The organism is Pseudomonas sp. NFACC16-2 (assembly GCF_900119205.1).
Taxonomy (GTDB): domain Bacteria; phylum Pseudomonadota; class Gammaproteobacteria; order Pseudomonadales; family Pseudomonadaceae; genus Aquipseudomonas; species Aquipseudomonas fluorescens_Q.
Genome location: NZ_FPIX01000012.1, coordinates 99,204 through 118,199, shown reverse-complemented (window position 1 = coordinate 118,199; position 18,996 = coordinate 99,204). Strand labels below are relative to the sequence as shown.

The 18,996-nt window shown below is 61.4% G+C and carries 19 protein-coding genes; 14 read left to right on the top strand and 5 right to left on the bottom strand.

Translation table 11 applies throughout. The features are described from left to right. The first annotated feature begins 3 nt into the window (after window positions 1–3). The 7 genes from BT116_RS13075 (at window position 4) to araH (ending at window position 7,174) form a co-directional block, all read left to right on the top strand. On the top strand, window positions 4–564 hold the full coding sequence (locus BT116_RS13075; RefSeq protein WP_072344208.1) for a DUF1285 domain-containing protein: 561 nt from the start codon (window positions 4–6) through the stop codon (window positions 562–564). A gap of 160 nt (window positions 565–724) precedes the next feature. After that, window positions 725–1,471: a FadR/GntR family transcriptional regulator gene (locus tag BT116_RS13070; RefSeq protein ID WP_063324924.1), complete on the top strand. Its 747-nt coding sequence runs from the start codon at window positions 725–727 to the stop codon at window positions 1,469–1,471. Next, window positions 1,468–2,343 carry an SMP-30/gluconolactonase/LRE family protein gene (locus BT116_RS13065; RefSeq protein ID WP_072344205.1) on the top strand — a complete coding sequence of 292 codons (876 nt, stop codon included), beginning with the start codon at window positions 1,468–1,470 and terminating at the stop codon, window positions 2,341–2,343. The genes BT116_RS13070 and BT116_RS13065 overlap by 4 nt, the downstream gene beginning before the upstream one ends. A 233-nt stretch (window positions 2,344–2,576) precedes the next feature. After that, window positions 2,577–3,395 (top strand): SDR family oxidoreductase, encoded by an 819-nt coding sequence (locus BT116_RS13060; protein ID WP_072344202.1) that lies wholly within the window; start codon window positions 2,577–2,579, stop codon window positions 3,393–3,395. Between the two features lie 175 nt (window positions 3,396–3,570). Then, entirely contained in the window at window positions 3,571–4,575 is a 1,005-nt protein-coding gene (locus BT116_RS13055; RefSeq protein WP_072344199.1) for a substrate-binding domain-containing protein, read from the top strand. A 75-nt stretch (window positions 4,576–4,650) separates the two neighbouring features. After that, window positions 4,651–6,195: an L-arabinose ABC transporter ATP-binding protein AraG gene (gene araG / locus BT116_RS13050; RefSeq protein ID WP_072344196.1), complete on the top strand. Its 1,545-nt coding sequence runs from the start codon at window positions 4,651–4,653 to the stop codon at window positions 6,193–6,195. 10 nt (window positions 6,196–6,205) lie between these two features. Then, window positions 6,206–7,174 carry an L-arabinose ABC transporter permease AraH gene (gene araH / locus BT116_RS13045; protein WP_063324929.1) on the top strand — a complete coding sequence of 323 codons (969 nt, stop codon included), beginning with the start codon at window positions 6,206–6,208 and terminating at the stop codon, window positions 7,172–7,174. 154 nt (window positions 7,175–7,328) lie between these two features. Here the strand turns inward: araH and BT116_RS13040 are convergent, their stop codons facing one another. Both BT116_RS13040 and BT116_RS13035 read right to left on the bottom strand, forming a co-directional pair. After that, window positions 7,329–7,709 carry a Rho termination factor N-terminal domain-containing protein gene (locus BT116_RS13040; RefSeq protein ID WP_072344193.1) on the bottom strand — a complete coding sequence of 127 codons (381 nt, stop codon included), beginning with the start codon at window positions 7,707–7,709 and terminating at the stop codon, window positions 7,329–7,331. A 32-nt stretch (window positions 7,710–7,741) separates the two neighbouring features. Then, window positions 7,742–8,086, bottom strand: a complete 345-nt coding sequence (locus BT116_RS13035; protein WP_072344190.1) for a hypothetical protein — start codon at window positions 8,084–8,086, stop codon at window positions 7,742–7,744. 189 nt (window positions 8,087–8,275) lie between these two features. Between BT116_RS13035 and BT116_RS13030 the strand changes: the two genes are divergently transcribed. Continuing rightward, complete coding sequence (locus BT116_RS13030; RefSeq protein WP_053123788.1) at window positions 8,276–8,758, top strand: GNAT family N-acetyltransferase; 483 nt, start codon at window positions 8,276–8,278, stop codon at window positions 8,756–8,758. Between the two features lie 5 nt (window positions 8,759–8,763). Here BT116_RS13030 and BT116_RS13025 read toward each other — a convergent pair whose 3' ends face one another. Then, window positions 8,764–9,396, bottom strand: coding sequence for a glutathione S-transferase family protein (locus tag BT116_RS13025; RefSeq protein ID WP_072344187.1), 633 nt, complete (start codon window positions 9,394–9,396; stop codon window positions 8,764–8,766). 191 nt (window positions 9,397–9,587) lie between these two features. Here BT116_RS13025 and BT116_RS13020 point away from each other — a divergent pair, with 191 nt between their 5' ends. The 5 genes from BT116_RS13020 (at window position 9,588) to BT116_RS13000 (ending at window position 14,768) form a co-directional block, all read left to right on the top strand. Further along, window positions 9,588–10,568 carry a 2-dehydro-3-deoxygalactonokinase gene (locus BT116_RS13020; RefSeq protein ID WP_072344184.1) on the top strand — a complete coding sequence of 327 codons (981 nt, stop codon included), beginning with the start codon at window positions 9,588–9,590 and terminating at the stop codon, window positions 10,566–10,568. Window positions 10,569–10,587: 19 nt separating this feature from the next. Then, a complete protein-coding gene (locus tag BT116_RS13015; RefSeq protein WP_072344181.1) occupies window positions 10,588–11,208 on the top strand; it encodes a 2-dehydro-3-deoxy-6-phosphogalactonate aldolase in 621 nt (206 codons plus the stop codon). Between the two features lie 49 nt (window positions 11,209–11,257). After that, complete coding sequence (dgoD, locus tag BT116_RS13010; RefSeq protein ID WP_003179439.1) at window positions 11,258–12,406, top strand: galactonate dehydratase; 1,149 nt, start codon at window positions 11,258–11,260, stop codon at window positions 12,404–12,406. Between the two features lie 188 nt (window positions 12,407–12,594). Then, entirely contained in the window at window positions 12,595–13,905 is a 1,311-nt protein-coding gene (locus BT116_RS13005) for an MFS transporter (protein WP_072344179.1), read from the top strand. Between the two features lie 59 nt (window positions 13,906–13,964). Then, window positions 13,965–14,768 carry an IclR family transcriptional regulator gene (locus tag BT116_RS13000; protein ID WP_063324935.1) on the top strand — a complete coding sequence of 268 codons (804 nt, stop codon included), beginning with the start codon at window positions 13,965–13,967 and terminating at the stop codon, window positions 14,766–14,768. 6 nt (window positions 14,769–14,774) lie between these two features. Here the strand turns inward: BT116_RS13000 and BT116_RS12995 are convergent, their stop codons facing one another. Further along, window positions 14,775–15,827: an NAD(P)-dependent alcohol dehydrogenase gene (locus tag BT116_RS12995; protein ID WP_072344176.1), complete on the bottom strand. Its 1,053-nt coding sequence runs from the start codon at window positions 15,825–15,827 to the stop codon at window positions 14,775–14,777. A gap of 178 nt (window positions 15,828–16,005) precedes the next feature. Between BT116_RS12995 and BT116_RS12990 the strand changes: the two genes are divergently transcribed. Next, the gene (locus BT116_RS12990) at window positions 16,006–16,896 is read left to right on the top strand and encodes an AraC family transcriptional regulator (protein ID WP_072344173.1); all 891 of its coding nucleotides are present in this window, start codon (window positions 16,006–16,008) and stop codon (window positions 16,894–16,896) included. A gap of 302 nt (window positions 16,897–17,198) precedes the next feature. Here BT116_RS12990 and BT116_RS12985 read toward each other — a convergent pair whose 3' ends face one another. After that, a complete protein-coding gene (locus BT116_RS12985; RefSeq protein WP_072344170.1) occupies window positions 17,199–18,863 on the bottom strand; it encodes an electron transfer flavoprotein-ubiquinone oxidoreductase in 1,665 nt (554 codons plus the stop codon). Window positions 18,864–18,996 lie beyond the last annotated feature (133 nt).

The following is an 18,996-nucleotide window of genomic DNA, read 5'->3' as shown; positions in this document are numbered from 1 at the left end:
ACCATGAGCGGACCGCAAAAAGCCAATGACTTGCTGGGGCAGATCCCCAAGACCAAAGGCCTGCCGCCGGTTCACTTGTGGAACCCTGACTTCTGCGGCGACATCGACATGCGCATCGCCCGGGACGGCACCTGGTATTACCTGGGTACGCCTATCGGGCGAAAGCCGATGGTCAAGCTGTTCTCCACCATCATCCGCCGCGACGGCGATGATTACTTCCTGATTACCCCTGTGGAAAAAGTCGGCATCAAGGTCGATGACGTGCCGTTCGTGGCCGTGACCCTTGAGGTCGAAGGGCAGGGGGAAGGTCAGTTGTTGCGCTTCACCACCAATGTCGAGGAAACCACTGAGGCCGGCGGCGAGCATCCGCTGCGGGTGGTGATCGATCCCCAGACCCAGGAACCCGCGCCCTACGTGCATGTGCGCAGCAATCTCGAAGCACTGATCCATCGCAATGTGTTCTACCAACTGGTGGAGCTGGCGGTCAGTCGCGAGATCGACGGACAGCGCTGGTTGGGCGTGTGGAGCGGTGGCGTGTTCTTCCCCATAGGCCTGGAACCCTGAGCCCTTTTGGGAGCGATGGTTGATCCAACAGCTGTGTTGGCTGGACGACCGCTATCGCGAGCAAGCTCGCCCACAGGTGGGTTACGTAAAAATTCAAATTGACACCCAATCGTATGATGATTAGCGTGAGCCTCCTATAAGAGTGGCTCGCGGGGTTTTCATGTCCAGCAGTTTTCATGCATCGACCGTCGATTGGCTGGGGGGCTGGATAGCCGCCGGCCAGGTCAAGCCTGGGCAAACCATCAAGGTCGAGGCGGACTTGGGCGAACAACTGGGCGTCAGTCGCACGGTGATTCGCGAGGCGATCAAGACCCTGGTGGCCAAAGGCATGCTGGAGGTCGGGCCGAAAGTCGGCACGCGGGTGTTGCCGGTGCGACGCTGGAACCTGTTCGACCCTCAAGTGGTTGGCTGGCTGTCACGCAGCGGCTTGCCGGAAAATTTCGTCGATGACCTGCTGGACCTGCGCCGCACCATCGAGCCGATGGCGGTGCGTTGGGCCTGTGAACGGGCCACGGCTGATCAGGTGCAGGCAATCCGCCTGGCCTACCATGCGCTGGAGCGGGCCGTGGACAGCGGCGCGGATTACAACCGCGCCGACCAGTTTTTCCACGAATGCATCCTCGCCGCCAGCCATAATCAATTCATCGAACAGATGGTCCCGGCCCTGGGCGCGCTGCTGGCAGTATCGTTCGAGGTGTCGGCTGCCGACCCGGATGAACTGCGCCGCACCTTGCCCATCCACAAGGACATCGCCGACGCCATCGCTGCCCGTGACGCGGCGCGGGGCGTGTGGGCCTGCATGACCCTGATCGATAACGCAGACCTGGCCATCAAGCGCTTTTACCCTAATGTCATGGCCGGTCGGACAGACGCTGCCGGGCAGATAGGGAACGGGAGGTTTCAATGACGTGGACGGCTGTTACGGAACATCGGGCGAAGTTGGGCGAGGGGCCGTTTTGGGATGAGTCGACCCAGGCGTTGTACTGGGTCGATATCGCCGGCAAGCAGGCGCTGCGGTTGATCGGCGCCAATGTGCAGATCTGGCAGATGCCCGAACATGTGTCCGCCTTTATCCCGACGCAGAGTGGCGATGCGCTGGTGACGCTGAGCAGTGGTGTCTACCGGCTGGACCTCGATTCGCCGGGCCTGGAACCGCGCCTGACCCTGCTGTGCATGGCCGACCCGCAACTGGGCAATCGTGCCAACGAAGCCCGTTGCGATGCCTTGGGCCAGCTCTGGCTCGGCACCATGCAGAACAACATCGGTGAAAACGCAGAGGACCTACCCATCGAGCGGCGCTCTGGCGGCCTCTTTCGTGTCAGTGGCGATGGCCGGGTCATGCCGTTGTTACGCGGGCTGGGTATCCCGAACACCTTGTTGTGGAGTCCAGATGGCACCACGGTGTATTTCGGCGAGAGCCTCGACGGCACTTTGTATCGGCACTTTATCCATCCCGATGGCAGCCTGGCTCCCGCCGAGGTCTGGTTCGGTCCACACCCGCGCGGCGGGCCGGACGGTTCGGCGATGGATGCCCGGGGTTATATCTGGAACGCGCGCTGGGACGGCAGTTGCCTGCTGCGATTGAATCCGCAAGGCCAGGTCGACCGGGTGATCGAACTGCCCGTCAGCCGGCCGACCAGCTGTGTGTTTGGAGGCGAAGACCTCAAGACCTTGTACATCACCAGTGCGGCGAGCCCGTTGGGTCATCCGCTGGACGGTGCGGTGCTGTCCATGCGGGTCGACATACCGGGCGTGGCCTGTACTCGGTTTGCGGGGTAAATCCCAAAATATGGGATGTAAATATATATATTGAGATTGTTCGGCGGTCGGGTTTATAGTCGACTCCATCGGCAATACGCACTCACACTAAAAAAACAAAACAGGTGAAGTGATGCAACGATCCTCCCCCGTACGCCTCGGCGGCGTACGCGATTCACGGCTTGCAACGTCTTTTGACCGGTCGTCCCTGGATGCCCGGTTTTCGTCGTGCCTGCGTCCGGGAGTCTTGATCCATGGCTGAGCCGCTTTCATTGCCGCCAGTGCCCGAGCCTCCGAAGGGCGAGCGCCTGAAAAACAAAGTGGTGCTGCTGACCGGCGCGGCCCAGGGCATTGGCAAGGCGATCGTCGCCGCGTTCGCTTCGCAACAGGCACGGCTGGTGATCAGTGATATTCAGGCCGAGAAGGTCGAGACGGTTGCCGCTCATTGGCGTGAGCGCGGGGCGGACGTGCATGCGCTGAAAGCCGATGTGTCGGACCAGCAGGACCTGCACGCCATGGCCCGGCATGCCGTCGAGCGGCATGGTCGCATCGATGTGCTGGTGAATTGCGCCGGTGTCAATGTATTCCGTGACCCGCTGGAAATGACCGAAGAAGACTGGCGTCGCTGCTTCGCCATCGACCTGGATGGCGCCTGGTACGGTTGCAAGGCGGTATTGCCGCAGATGATCGAGCAGGGCGTGGGTAGCATCATCAACATCGCCTCGACCCATTCGTCCCACATCATTCCCGGTTGCTTCCCTTACCCGGTGGCCAAGCACGGTTTGCTCGGCCTGACGCGTGCCCTGGGCATCGAATACGCGCCCAAAGGGGTACGCGTCAATGCCATCGCACCGGGTTATATCGAGACCCAACTGAACGTCGACTACTGGAACGGCTTTGCCGATCCTTATGCCGAACGCCAGCGCGCGCTGGATCTGCACCCGCCACGGCGCATCGGGCAACCGATCGAAGTGGCAATGACGGCCGTGTTCCTGGCCAGCGATGAAGCACCGTTTATCAATGCCTCATGCATCACCATCGATGGGGGACGTTCGGTCATGTACCACGACTGAATATTCCTGGGTTGCAGTGGGAAACTTCGCCTGCAATCCAATCATCATACGATATGACTATTTGAGCCTATGCTGTGTAGCAACTTGATGTGACCGCCCAGCCTGCGCATTTCCACCGACGGTGGAGCAGAACCCTGGTCGTTTGGCTTTCAATAAAAAAAACAAGGAGTCAACTATGAAACATCGTCGTGGGATCCGTTCCCTGTGTCGCGCCGCCCTGGCGGTTACCGCGGTCAGCCTCGGCAGCCACTTGCTGGCGGCCGATGCGGTAAAAATTGGTTTCCTGGTCAAGCAGGCCGAGGAGCCTTGGTTCCAGACCGAATGGGCGTTTGCCGAGAAGGCGGCCAAGGATAAAGGCTTCCAATTGATCAAGATCGCCGTGCCCGACGGCGAGAAAACCCTCTCGGCCATCGACAGCCTGGCCGCCAACGGTGCCAAGGGCTTTGTGATCTGCCCGCCGGACGTGTCCCTCGGCCCGGCCATCGTGGCCAAGGCCAAGCTCAATGACATGAAAGTGATCGCCGTCGACGACCGCTTCGTCGGTTCCGATGGCAAGTTCATGGAAGACGTACCGTACTTGGGCATGGCGGCGTTCGAAGTCGGCCAGAAGCAGGGCGGCGCCATGGCGGCTGAGGCGAAAAAACGTGGCTGGGATTGGAAAGACACCTATGCCGTCATCAACACCTATAACGAACTGGACACCGGCAAGAAGCGCACCGACGGTTCGGTCGATGCCCTGAAGAAGGCCGGGATGCCGGCAGACCACATCCTTTATTCGGCGCTCAAGACCCTCGACGTGCCCGGGAGCATGGACTCCACCAACTCGGCCCTGGTGAAGCTGCCAAGCGCCGCCAAGAACCTGATCATCGGTGGCATGAATGACAACACTGTGCTGGGCGGCGTGCGCGCCACCGAAGCCGCTGGGTTCAAGGCGGCCAATGTGATCGGCATCGGCATCAACGGCACCGACGCCATCGGTGAATTGAAGAAGCCTGACAGCGGCTTCTTCGGCTCGATGCTGCCAAGCCCGCACATCGAAGGCTACAAGACCGCCGAAATGATGTACGAGTGGATCACCACCGGCAAGGAGCCGCCGAAGTACACCGCCATGGACGAGGTGACGCTGATCACCCGGGAGAACTTCAAGCAAGAGCTGGAAAAAATCGGCCTGTGGAACTGATGGCCGATTGATTCAAAAGCGGCCCTGGTCACTTGAGTGGCGGGGTCGCTTGATCTCTGTAAGTTCGAGGTGGTTATGCAAGCGCAAACAGCGACACGGCAACACAACATCGGCGGCAGCTTGCGATTCAACGGGATCGGCAAGTCCTTTCCCGGCGTGCAGGCGCTGGCCAATATCAGTTTCGTCGCCCATCCGGGGCAGGTCCATGCCTTGATGGGCGAAAACGGCGCTGGCAAGTCCACGTTGCTGAAGATCCTCGGTGGTGCCTACATCCCGAGCAGCGGCGACTTGCAGATCGGCGAGCAGACGATGGCCTTCAAAGGCACCGCCGACAGCATCGCCAGCGGCGTGGCGGTGATTCACCAGGAACTGCACCTGGTGCCGGAAATGACCGTCGCTGAAAATTTGTTTCTCGGCCATTTGCCGGCGCGTTTCGGCCTGGTCAATCGTGGCGTGCTGCGCCAACAGGCGCTGACGCTGCTCAAAGGCCTGGCCGACGAAATCGACCCCCAGGAAAAAGTCGGTCGCCTGTCCCTCGGCCAGCGCCAATTAGTGGAAATTGCCAAGGCCTTGTCTCGCGGTGCTCACGTCATTGCTTTCGACGAGCCCACCAGTAGCCTGTCGGCCCGGGAAATCGACCGTTTGATGGCAATCATCGGCCGGCTGCGAGACGAGGGCAAAGTGGTGCTCTACGTCAGCCATCGCATGGAAGAGGTGTTCCGCATCTGCAATGCGGTGACGGTGTTCAAGGACGGTCGTTACGTGCGGACCTTTGAGAACATGAGCGAGTTGACCCATGATCAACTCGTCACGTGCATGGTCGGTCGCGATATCCAGGACATCTATGACTACCGTCCTCGGGAGCGCGGCGATGTGGCGCTGCAAGTGAAGGGCTTGTTGGGGCCGGGCTTGCGTGAACCGGTGAGTTTCCAGGTGCACAAGGGCGAGATCCTCGGTTTGTTCGGGCTGGTCGGCGCCGGTCGTACCGAGCTGCTGCGCTTGCTCAGTGGCTTGGAGCGCCAGCGCGAAGGAAGTCTCGTCCTGCACGACAAGGAACTGAAATTGCGTTCACCTCGGGATGCCATCGCCGCGGGCGTGCTGCTCTGCCCGGAGGATCGCAAGAAAGAAGGCATCATCCCGTTGGGCAGTGTGGGCGAGAACATCAACATCAGTGCGCGCCCGTCTCATTCCACGCTCGGCTGCCTGTTGCGTGGCGACTGGGAACGGGGCAATGCCGACAAACAGATCAAGTCGCTGAAAGTGAAGACCCCCACGGCGGGACAGAAAATCATGTACCTGTCCGGCGGCAATCAGCAGAAGGCGATTCTCGGCCGCTGGCTGTCGATGCCGATGAAAGTCCTGCTGCTGGACGAGCCTACTCGCGGCATCGACATCGGGGCCAAGGCGGAGATCTACCAGATTATCCACAACCTGGCGGCCGATGGCATCGCGGTGATTGTGGTGTCCAGCGACCTGATGGAAGTGATGGGCATTTCCGATCGAATCCTGGTGCTTTGCGAAGGGGCCATGCGCGGCGAGCTGTCGCGTGACCAGGCCAACGAATCCAACCTGTTGCAACTGGCGCTGCCGCGCCAACGCGTTGCCGACGCGGCGAACTGAGAGGTAAATCATGACCATTCAAAACAATGCACTGCCAACGGCACGCAAACCCCTGGACCTGCGTCGCTTCCTGGATGACTGGGTCATGCTGCTGGCGGCCATCGGCATCTTCGTGCTCTGCACCCTGATGATCGACAACTTCCTGTCGCCGCTGAACATGCGCGGGCTGGGCTTGGCGATTTCCACCACCGGCATCGCGGCCTGCACCATGTTGTATTGCCTGGCGTCCGGGCACTTCGACTTGTCGGTCGGTTCGGTGATTGCCTGTGCCGGCGTCGTCGCGGCGGTGGTGATGCGCGACACCAACAGTGTGTTCCTTGGCATCAGCGCGGCGCTGGTGATGGGGTTGATCGTCGGCTTGATCAACGGCATCGTCATTGCCAAGCTGCGGGTCAATGCGTTGATTACCACATTGGCGACCATGCAGATCGTCCGCGGCCTGGCCTACATCTTCGCCAACGGCAAAGCGGTGGGTGTGTCCCAGGAATCGTTCTTCGTGTTCGGCAACGGGCAGATGTTCGGCGTGCCGGTGCCGATCCTGATCACCATCGTGTGCTTCCTGTTTTTCGGCTGGCTGCTGAACTACACCACCTACGGGCGCAACACCATGGCAATTGGCGGCAACCAGGAAGCGGCGCTCTTGGCCGGCGTGAACGTTGATCGCACCAAGATCATCATCTTTGCCGTGCATGGCGTGATCGGTGCCCTGGCCGGGGTGATCCTGGCCTCGCGCATGACCTCGGGCCAGCCGATGATCGGCCAGGGCTTCGAACTGACCGTGATCTCGGCTTGCGTGCTGGGTGGGGTGTCGTTGAGCGGTGGTATCGGCATGATCCGCCACGTCATTGCAGGCGTGCTGATTCTGGCGATCATCGAAAACGCGATGAACCTGAAGAACATCGACACCTTCTACCAATACGTCATCCGCGGCTCGATCCTGCTGCTGGCGGTGGTGATCGACCGCCTGAAACAGCGCTGAACAACCCGTAGCGAGCTCTGGCGACTGATCTACCGCTATCGCGAGCAAGCTCGCTCCCACAGGTTTTTTGTGTCAGGGCGCAGAAGCTCGGCACAGCGCAGACCTACTGTGGGAGCGAGCTTGCTCGCGAAGGCGTGCACCCAGACGCCGACAATCACCCCGCCTTGCGCAACGCCTCAACCAATTGCTGCTTACGCATCTTCGAGCGCCCGGGAATGTTTTTCGCCCGGGCCTCCTTCATCAGGCTGTCCACCGTCTGGGTCTCATGAGAGGCCTTGCTGGTGCGTGGATGACCTTCGCGGGTCTTGGCGGCACGTCGGGCCGATTCCTTGCGGTCGGTTTTCTTTTCCGCGGCCGGTTTCGCCTTCCCCGAACCGCCGGAGCGTTCGCCGCCGCCGGACTGTTTGTTGACCGTTGCCCAAGCGCGTGCCTCGGCCGTGTCCTTGGACAGGCCTTTCTTCTCGTAGCTCTCTTCGATGTGCCCGGCCTTGCGCTTTTGTTCGGCGGTGTATTTGTCTTTGCTTCCACGAGGCATGGGATGTTCCTCCTCAAATGTCTGAGCAGAGGCTATTGGCTGGCGGCGCCACCTTCGGAGCCCGAACCACCGGTCGTGGTTTTCGAGCTCACCCCGGTCTCGGCGTTATCAGGCGCTGTCGAGTCCGGCGTATTCATGCCGCCCTGGCGACCCGTGTCATTACCCTGCACACGCGGATCGGTGCCGGTGGCGGGCGGCTGGCCATTGTTCAGGCCGCCGCCGGTTCCGTCGGTGTTCAATTTGGGCAGGCCTTGGGTGGCGGGGGAGTTGGGCGCTTGCACGGGATCGGTCGGCCCGGTGCCGGAGGTCGAAGCCGCGAAGGCCACCGAGGACAGCAACGCGGCGAAGGTGAATGCGGTCAGCCTTGAAGTGATCATGGGTGTCGCCTCCATTTTTCAGAATGCTTACCTGATCTTGGGCCTCGCTGGATGTGGGTTGGTGCCTCGGACGCGACGAATGGCGGTTCTGAAGGAGGCGTGCGCCGCGATCAAATAGTTGGATCGATATGTGACGAGCGCCGCGCCGCGGCTTAGTATGGCGCTTTCAATTGGCTACAAGGCCTGTTCATGTCCATCGAGATCCGTCCTGCGCAACCCAGCGATGCGCCTCAAATCCTTGCCTTCATCACCGAGCTGGCCGATTACGAAAAGGCCCGCCACGAAGTCATCGCCAGTGTGGCGGACATCGAGCGTAGCCTGTTCAGCGAGGGCGCGACCGCCCACGGCTTGATCTGCCTGCGTGACGGTGTGCCGATTGGTTTCGCGGTGTTTTTCTTCAGTTATTCCACCTGGCTGGGCAGCAATTGCCTGTACCTCGAAGATTTGTACATCACGCCTGAGCAGCGCGGCGGCGGGGCGGGCAAGACCTTGTTGCGGCACCTGGCGAAAATTGCCTGCGACAACGATTGCGGTCGCTTCGAATGGAGTGTGCTGGACTGGAACACGCCGGCCATCGAGTTCTACAAATCCCTCGGCGCGCAACCCCAGGAAGAATGGGTGCGCTACCGAATGGACGGCAAGGTGCTACGGGATTTCGCCCACGGCAACTGAGCACTTCACGAATATGCGGCAGATGCGTACTCGGCAAATCCGGGGCGCTGTTCCAACCGCTTGCAATAGGCGGCGACCGCCGGATAGTCGGGACGCTCCATGGGCGCTTGGCGCCAGCGGTGCACCGACAAGCCGATGAGCACATCCGCAAGGGAAAACGCCGTACCGGCCACGTAGGCGCCGGTGCGGTTCAACTGCTGCTCTAGCAAACCCATCTTCTCGTTCCAGCCCTTGACGCCGGCGGCGATGCGCAGTGGGTCCTGGAAGTCTGGATTCTTGCGTACCAGGGCGTGGAATGCGTAGCCCCATGACGGGTTGAGCTCTGTGGCTTGCCAGTCCATCCACTGCTCGACACGCGCCCGTGCGGTAGGTTCGACAGGCAGCAGATCGTTGCGCCCTTGTTTGCCCACCAGATAGCGGCAAATGGTGTTCGACTCCCAGAGCACACCGTTCTCATCAATGAGCACCGGCACTTGGGCATTGGGATTCAAGGCCAGGAACGCCGGGTCGTGGGTCGAGGAAAAACCGATGCCCCAGTCTTCGCGCTCGTAGGTAATGTCCAGTTCCTGGCAGGTCCACAACACTTTTCTGACGTTGATCGAGGAAGTGCGACCGAGGATTTTCAACAATTGTCCCATCACTTTTTCCCTGAGAGTTGTTTGGCGTCCGGTCAGAAACGTAGCAGGGTCTTGGGCGGATGGCGATTGTCTTTGTTGGTACAGTATTTTGTCCCAATATATGGGAATGATATTTATATATTGAGATTTTGATGCGCGCAGGTTTATAGTCCGTTCCACTCACTGCCAAAAAAACAGAACAGGTGAAGCGGATGCAGGCGCAATTGATCGCGCTCGATTGGGGGACCACCTCATTACGGGCTTACAAACTCGCAGCCGGTGGCGAGGTGCTCGAGCAGCGTTCGCTGTCGTCGGGGATCATGCAGTTGCCGTCCGGGCCGCGGAATGTGGCCGGCCAGGTGTGCATCGATGGTTTCGAACTGGCCTTTGACGAAGCCTGCGGCGACTGGCTCGATGCCCAGCCAGGCTTGCCTGTCATCGCCTGCGGCATGGTCGGCAGTGCTCAGGGCTGGCGTGAAGCGCCGTACTGCGACACACCCGCCAACGTCGCCAATCTCGGACATTCCCTACAAACCGTTCGCAGCCTTCGCGGTGTCGATGTGCACATCGTGCCGGGCGTGATTCAGCGTTCACGCTTGCCCAATGTCATGCGCGGCGAAGAAACCCAAGTGCTCGGTGCCTTGCACAGCCTGCCGGACGAAGCGGTGCTGATCGGCCTGCCCGGCAGCCACTCGAAATGGGTGGAAGTGGCCGATGGCCGCATCGTGCATTTCGATACCTTCATGACGGGCGAGATCTTCGCCGTGCTCAGTGACCACAGCATTCTCGGCCGCACCCAACAAAGGAGTGCGACCTTCGATGGCGCGGCCTTTGATCGCGGCGTGCAAGTGGCGTTGTCGGTGGACGGCCAGATCGGCCCGTTGTCCACCGTGTTCAGCGCCCGCAGCCTGGGCTTGACCGGCGAGTTGGGCGCCAGCGCCCAAGCGGACTATCTCTCGGGCCTGCTGATCGGCCATGAGCTGACGGCGCTGGCCGAGGTGCAGCGTCGGCGACGCGACAGCCTCCATCTGCCGACGGTGGTGCTGATCGGCAACTCCCAACTCTGTGTCCGTTATCAACGGGCCCTCGACGCCTGCGGCTTCGCCCGGGTGGTCCTGGCCGAACAGGCCACCGAACGCGGTTTGTGGCAACTGGCCGTAGCGGCCGGGTTGCTCGATTCCACCGCCCCCTGAACCTGACTGGAGGTCTGACATGCTCACACAAGCACTGGCGCACAACGGGCTGATCGCGATCCTGCGTGGCCTGCGTCCCGAAGAGGCGGCGGCCATCGGCGAAGTCCTGTACAGCGCCGGATTTCGCGTCATCGAAGTACCGCTCAATTCCCCCGAGCCATACGACAGTATTCGCATCCTGCGCAGTACCTTGCCCGCCGATTGCCTGATCGGTGCCGGCACCGTGCTCACGCCGGAACAGGTGGAACAGGTGAAAGCCGCCGGTGGCCAGGTGATCGTCATGCCCCACAGCGATCCGAAGGTACTGCGTGCGGCGAAAGCGGCGGGCTTGTACCTGTCGCCAGGCGTCGCCACACCCACCGAAGCCTTTGCTGCACTGGCCGAAGGCGCCCATGTGCTGAAGATGTTTCCCGCCGAGCAAATGGGCCCGGCGGTGGTCAAGGCCTGGCTCGCGGTGCTGCCGGCCGGGACCGTGCTGGTGCCGGTGGGCGGGATTACGCCGGACAACATGGCGGTGTTCGTCGAAGCCGGCGTCAAGGGTTTCGGCCTCGGTTCCGGGCTGTTCAAGCCGGGCCTGACAGCGGATGAAGTGGCGGTGCGCGCCAAGGCCTACGTGGCGGCATGGAACGCCTTGAACTGAAGACTTTTCCAGCGCCCTGTGCGCTGCATCTGACAAGAGAGACAACAAGATGAAAATCACCAAGCTGACCACGTTTATCGTTCCGCCGCGCTGGTGCTTCCTCAAGGTCGAGACCGACGAGGGCGTGACCGGTTGGGGTGAGCCCGTGGTCGAAGGCCGTGCCCACACGGTGGCAGCGGCTGTCGAGGAATTGTCCGACTACCTGATCGGCAAAGACCCACGCAACATCGAAGACATTTGGACCGTGCTCTATCGCGGCGGCTTCTACCGTGGTGGGGCCATTCACATGAGCGCCCTGGCCGGCATCGACCAGGCGCTGTGGGACATCAAGGGCAAGGCCCTGGGTGTGTCGGTCAGCGACCTGCTGGGCGGCCAGGTACGGGACAAGATCCGTGTGTATTCGTGGATCGGCGGCGACCGGCCGGCGGACACCGCTCGTGCGGCGAAAGAGGCGGTGGCGCGGGGCTTCACGGCGGTGAAAATGAACGGCACCGAAGAGCTGCAGTTTCTCGACACCTTCGAAAAAGTCGACCTTGCCCTGGCCAACGTGGCGGCGGTGCGCGATGCGGTGGGGCCGAACGTCGGCATTGGCGTGGACTTCCACGGCCGGGTGCACAAACCGATGGCCAAGGTGCTGATGAAGGAGCTCGACCCCTACAAGCTGATGTTCATCGAAGAGCCGGTGCTCAGCGAAAACTACGAAGCGCTCAAGGAACTGGCGCCGCTGACCAGCACCCCGATTGCCCTCGGTGAGCGGTTGTTTTCCCGTTGGGACTTCAAGCGGGTGCTCAGCGAAGGCTACGTGGACATCATCCAGCCGGATGCCTCCCATGCCGGCGGCATCACCGAAACCCGCAAGATCGCCAACATGGCCGAGGCCTACGACGTGGCGCTGGCGCTGCACTGCCCGCTGGGCCCGATCGCCCTGGCGGCGTGCCTGCAACTGGACGCGGTCTGCTACAACGCATTCATCCAGGAACAGAGCCTGGGTATCCACTACAACGAGAGCAACGACCTGCTGGACTACATCAAGGATCCGCAGGTGTTCGACTACGACAAGGGCTTTGTGAAGATCCCGAATGGCCCGGGCCTGGGCATCGAGATCAACGAGGAATACGTCATCGAACGCGCGGCCATCGGCCACCGCTGGCGCAACCCGATCTGGCGCCATGCCGATGGCAGTTTTGCCGAGTGGTGAGTCACGCCTGACTCTCTCGGTTTGATCGTTCCCACGCTCTGCGTGGGAACGCAGCCCGGGACGCTCCGCGTCCCTCAAGAGCCGAACGCAGAGCGTCCGTAGAGGCGTTTCCACGCAGAGCGTGGGAATGATCGGGCTCGACTGCTCGTTAGTTTCGCCCTCAATAAACATAAAAAGAGGCACCTCACATGCAAGCGCACACCCTGAGCGCGCAGGCGTCGTTGGTGACGCCCAGCCGCAAGCGTTTTTTCATCATGGTCCTGCTGTTCATCACCGTGGTGATCAATTACCTGGACCGCAGCAACCTGTCGATCGCCGCCCCCGCGCTGACCAGTGACCTGGGCATCGATCCGATCCACGTCGGGCTGATTTTCTCGGCGTTCGGCTGGACCTACGCCGCCATGCAGATCCCTGGTGGCTGGCTGGTGGACCGGGTGCCGCCGCGCATTCTGTATAGCGTGGCGTTGCTGTTGTGGTCGGTGGCCACGGTCATGCTCGGTTTTGCCGCCAGTTTCATCGCGCTGTTCGTGCTGCGCATGGCGGTCGGTGCCCTGGAAGCGCCGGCTTATCCGATCAACAGCCGCGTGGTCACCACCTGGTTTCCCGAGCGCGAGCGGGCCACGGCCATCGGTTTCTATACCTCCGGGCAGTTTGTCGGGCTGGCCTTCCTGACCCCGGTATTGGCGTGGCTGCAACACGCCTTCGGTTGGCACATGGTGTTTGTCGCCACGGGCGCGGTGGGTATTCTCTGGGCGGTGATCTGGTACGCGGTGTATCGCGAGCCCCGGGATTTCAAAGGCGCCAATACCGCTGAAATCGAACTGATCCGCGAAGGCGGCGGGCTGGTGGATATCCAGGCCGATACCGCCAAGGTCAAGGCCAAATTCAGTTGGTCCGACCTGGGCATTGTCCTGACTCAACGCAAGTTGTGGGGCATTTACCTGGGGCAGTTCTGCCTCAACTCCACGCTGTGGTTTTTCCTGACGTGGTTCCCGACCTACCTGGTGAAATATCGCGGCATGGATTTCATCAAGTCCGGCCTGCTGGCGTCGTTGCCGTTCCTCGCGGCGTTTGTCGGCGTGCTGTGCTCCGGGTTCTTCTCCGACTGGCTGATTCGCCGCGGTGCCACCGTGGGGTTTGCGCGCAAGCTGCCGATCATTGGCGGGTTGCTGATCTCGACCTCGATCATCGGCGCCAACTTCGTCGAGTCGACGCCGTTGGTGATCGCCTTCCTGGCCCTGGCGTTTTTCGGCAATGGCCTGGCGTCGATCACCTGGTCGCTGGTCTCCACACTGGCCCCGGCGCGGTTGCTCGGGCTGACGGGCGGGGTGTTCAACTTCATCGGCAACCTGGCGGCCATCGCCACGCCGATCGTCATCGGCTTTCTCGCCAGCGGCGATTCGTTTGCCCCGGCCATTACCTATATCTCTGTCCTGGCACTGGCTGGCGCGCTGTCCTACATCCTGCTGGTGGGGAAGGTCGAGCGCATCGAGTTGTAGTCCGACGGGGCGGGCGACCATAATGCCGCCCGTTCCCCGCTCACTGTTGAAGGCCGGCTATGCAGCAAGACGATCCAAAAATCACCAAGGATGCGGCGCCCACAGGCACCCAGACATTGCTGCGCGGCCTGGGTGTCGTGCAGGCGGTCGCCAGCGGCGCCCGTGACTTGAAGGAAATCGCCCGGCTGATCGGCACCACCCGCAGCACCACCCATCGCCTGGCCAGTTGCCTGGTGGACGAACGTTACCTGCGCGTAGTGCCGCAAGTGGGCTACCTGCTGGGACCGAAGCTGATCGAGCTGGGTTTCCAGGCCCGGGAAGAGTTGCCACTGGTGAGCCTGGCGGGGCCGTACCTGGACGAGCTGTCGGCGCTCACCGGGGACACCGTGCACCTGGCGATTCGTGAGGGCGATGAAGTCTTGTACCTGCTGAAAAATCCAGGGCGTAACGGCCCGGAAATGCGCTCGCGCGTAGGCCATCGCATGCCGCTGGCGCGCACCGGGATCGGCAAGGCGCTGATGCTCGATGACTCGCAGGAACAATGGAAGCGGCTGTATGAAATCAGCCTGCCAGCTGGTGGGAAGAATCAGTTCTGGCCCCAGCATCAGGAGCAATCCTGGGAACAGTTCCAGCAACGGATGCTGGAGTACGTGGCGGGGGGCTATGCCTTCGACCTGGAAGACAACGAACCGTCGATTCGCTGTGTGGCGGCGCCGATCCGTGACGCCGGCAAGCGCATCGTTGCCGGTATCAGCATCGCCAGCACCGTGCCGTACATGCCGCTGGAAAAGATGGCCGAGCTGATTCCCCTGGTCAAAGGGGTCACAGCCCGGCTGTCGGCGGAACTGGGTGCCAAGGTTTGACGAAGGTCAGGCCTTGAGCGTTGCCATGTCGATGACGAAGCGGTACTTCACGTCCCCGGCGATCATGCGGCTGTAGGCCTCGTTGATCTGGTGGATGTCGAGCATTTCAATGTCGCAGCTGATGTTGTGTTCGGCGCAGAAATCCAGCACTTCCTGGGTTTCTGCGATCCCGCCAATCAACGAACCGGCCAGGACGCGCCGGCCCATGATCAAGTTGGCCGCATGGACCGGTGGATCGATCGGCTCGACCAGACCCACCAGGATGTGCACGCCGTCGAAGCGCAGGGTGCTGAGGTAGGGATTGAGATCGTGCTGCACTGGAATGGTGTCCAGCAGGAAATGGAAGCGTCCGGCCGCGGCGGCCATCTGCTCGGGATCGGTGGACACGATCACATGATCGGCGCCCTGGCGACGGGCCTCTTCAGCCTTGCTGGCCGAGCGGGTGAACAACGTGACTTCCGCACCCATGGCTTTGGCGAACTTGATCCCCATATGGCCGAGGCCACCCATGCCCAGCACGCCGACCTTGTCGCCGGCCTTCGCGCCGTAGTGCTTGAGGGGCGAGTAGGTGGTGATGCCGGCACAGAGAATCGGTGCGGCGCTGGCCGGGTCGAGCGCGGCCGGGATGCGCAACACGAAGTGTTCTTGGACCACGATGCTGTTGGAGTAGCCACCCATGGTATGCCCGCCGCTGACCCGGTCCGGGCTGGCATAGGTCTGGGTCATGCCCTGATAGCAGTATTGCTCCAGGTCCGCGTGACAAGCTTCGCACTCGCGGCAGGAATCGACCATGCAGCCAACACCCACCAAGTCGCCGACCTTATGACGGGTGACATTTGCACCGACGGCGGTGACTTTGCCGATGATCTCGTGGCCAGGCATCAGTGGATAAACGGCGATGCCCCATTCGTTGCGCGCCTGGTGGATGTCGGAGTGGCAGACGCCGCAATAGAGGATTTCGATCGCCACATCGTCAGCTCGCGGGCTGCGGCGTTCGAACTTCATGGGGGCGAGGGGAGTGGTGGGCGATTGGGCGGCGTATCCGATGGCGGTGTACATGATGGACCTCGCTAAGCAGTGAACAGTGAGGTGATCTATTCTGGGAGCCTTGACCGTATGCGGCGATGACCATTCCTACGGGTGTCATGCCTAATCCTCCGGCCTTGGCCTAGGATTGCTCCTATGTGACGCCAGACCTGCGATGATGTTCCCATCCATTTTTTCGTGAAGTTTCCCCATGTTGCTGACCCGTCATCTCGATGCCAACGCGGCGCTGGTTTCGCTGATCGAACCCTTGGCGACCCGTGACGGCTTTATTCCTACGCGCCTGCCTGGCGTGCAAGTGCTGCGGTGCAGCCAGGACATCGCCCGTGGCCCGCAGCTCTACGAGCCGAGCCTGGTGATCATCGCCCAAGGCAGCAAGCTGGCGTACCTGGGACCGCGTACGCTGGAGTACGGCGCCGGGCATTACTTGATCCAGGCGTTGCCGGTGCCGTTCGAATGTGAAACCTACGCCATGCCCGATGCTCCGTTGCTCGGGATTTCGGTTGCGATCGATCGGGCGCTGTTGGGCGAGCTGGTGCTGGCCATGGGATTGATGCCGGGGCGAAGCCTCGCGGCCCAGACGCCGGAGTCCATGACCAGCGCCGTGCTCGATGGCGCCATGCGCGGATGCGTCGAACGCCTGTTGCAGTGCTTGCACGACCCACTGGAATGCCAGGTCATGGGCCAGGCGCGGCTGCGGGAGTTGCTGTTCGTCGCGTTGCGCGGGCCCCAGGCCGATGTGCTGCGGGCGCTGGTGGAGCAGCAAGGCCAATTCGCCCGGATTGCCGCGGCCCTGAGCCATTTGCATGCGCACTTCACCGAGCCGCTGAACGTCGAGACATTGGCCAGTTGCGCGAACATGAGCGCTTCGACCTTCCATGAGCATTTCAAGCGCAGCACCTTGCTGTCGCCCGTGCAGTACCTCAAGCGTCTGCGCCTGCTCAAGGCTCAACGACTGCTGCTCAGCGAAGGCTTGGGCGTGGCCCAGGTCGCGCATCAGGTGGGGTATCAGAGTTCGTCGCAGTTCAGCCGGGAATACAAGCGTTACTTCGAGCGCAACCCTGGGGAAGAGCGCGCCGCCTGATCCACTGAAAATCCCTTGTGGGAGCGGTGCTCCTGGGATGGTAGGTAACAAAAAGGCCCCCATTGCGGGTAATGCTGTTCACTTAAGACAGTCGACAAACCCGTGGCGAGGGAGCTTGCTCCCGCTGGGCCGCGAAGCGGCCCCACAACCTGCCAAATACGGAGCATCAGACACACCGCACCCGCCGGTTTATGACTGCTTCGCAGCCGAGCGGGAGCAAGCTCCCTCGCCACAGGTCCATCATTTTTCTTAAGTGAACAGCATTACCCCATTGCGGGAGCCTCGATGTTCAGCGTGTCGGCTTACATGTTCGGGTAAGTCGGTCCGCCAGCGCCTTCCGGCGACACCCAAGTGATGTTCTGCGAAGGGTCCTTGATGTCACAGGTCTTGCAGTGCACGCAGTTCTGGGCGTTGATCTGGAAGCGCTTCTCGCCGTCTTCCTTGGTCACCACTTCGTACACGCCGGCCGGGCAGTAGCGCTGGGCCGGTTCGTCGTACAGCGGCAGGTTCTTGCCGATCGGAATGCTCGGGTCGGTCAGCTTCAGGTGGCAGGGCTGTTCTTCTTCATGGTTGGTACCGGAGATGAACACCGAGCTGAGTTTGTCGAAGCTGATCTTGCCGTCCGGTTTCGGGTAGTCGATCTTCTTGCTGTCGGCCGCCAGCTTGAGGCAGGCGTAGTCCGGCTTGTTGTCGTGCAGGGTGAACGGCAGCTTGCCGCCGAAGATGTTCTGGTCGAGCCAGTTGAAGCCGCCGCCGATGATGGCGCCGTATTTGTGGATCGCCGCGCCGAAGTTGCGACTGGCGAATAGCTCTTCGTACAGCCAGCTGGCCTTGAAAGCGTCGACGTAGGTGGTCAGCTCATCACCGCCTTCGGATTCGGCGAACAGGCGATCAGCCACCGCCTCGGCGGCGAGCATGCCGGATTTCATGGCGGTGTGGCTGCCCTTGATCTTGGCGAAGTTCAAGGTGCCGAGGTCGCAACCGATCAACGCGCCGCCCTTGAAGACCATTTTCGGCAGCGAATTCAGGCCGCCCTTGCAGATGGCGCGGGCACCATAGCTGACGCGCTTGCCACCTTCCAGGTACTGCTTGAGCACCGGGTGATGCTTGAGGCGTTGGAACTCGTCGAACGGCGACAGGTAGGCATTGCTGTAGGACAGGTCGACGATCAGGCCGACCACCACCTGGTTGTTTTCCAGGTGATAAAGGAAGGAGCCGCCGGTGTTCTCGGTGCCCATGATGTCCAGCGGCCAGCCGGCGGTGTGCACCACCAGGCCGGGTTGATGCTTGGCCGGGTCGATTTCCCAGATTTCCTTCAGGCCGATGCCGTAGTGCTGGGCGTCGGCCTCGCTGTCCAGGTTGAAGCGCTTGATCAGTTGCTTGCCGATATGACCACGGCAGCCTTCGGCGAACAGCGTGTATTTGCCACGCAGTTCCATGCCCGGGGTGTAGAGGCCTTCCTTCGGCTGGCCTTCACGGTCGACACCCAGGTCGCCGGTGATGATCCCGCGCACCACGCCGTTCTCATCGAACAGCGCTTCCTGGGCGGCAAACCCCGGGTAGATTTCCACGCCCAGGTTCTCGGCCTGCTGGGCCAGCCAGCGGCACAGGTTGCCCAGGGAAATAATATAGTTGCCTTCGTTGTGCATGGTCTTGGGCACGAAGAAGTCAGGGATTTTGCTCGCGGTCTCGGCGTTTTTCAGGACATAAATGTCATCGCGTTTGACGGGCGTATTCAGCGGTGCGCCGAGTTCTTTCCAGTCTGGAAACAATTCGTTCAGGGCACGGGGTTCGAACACCGCGCCGGAGAGAATGTGCGCACCGACTTCCGAGCCTTTTTCGACCACGCAGACGCTGATTTCCTTACCGGCTTCGGCGGCCTTCTGTTTCAGTCGGCAAGCGGCAGACAGGCCAGCGGGGCCGGCACCGACGATGACCACGTCGAATTCCATGTATTCGCGTTCCACAGGGCTATCTCCTACTCAAGGCTCACAGTTTTTTCTAATTGGAGGTTTGGCGTTGCATCCGTTGTTTCCTTCGCAAAAAGCGACGAAAGCGACAATGGATGAAACGCGTGTCTCTCTTAAGCGGCGCATTATA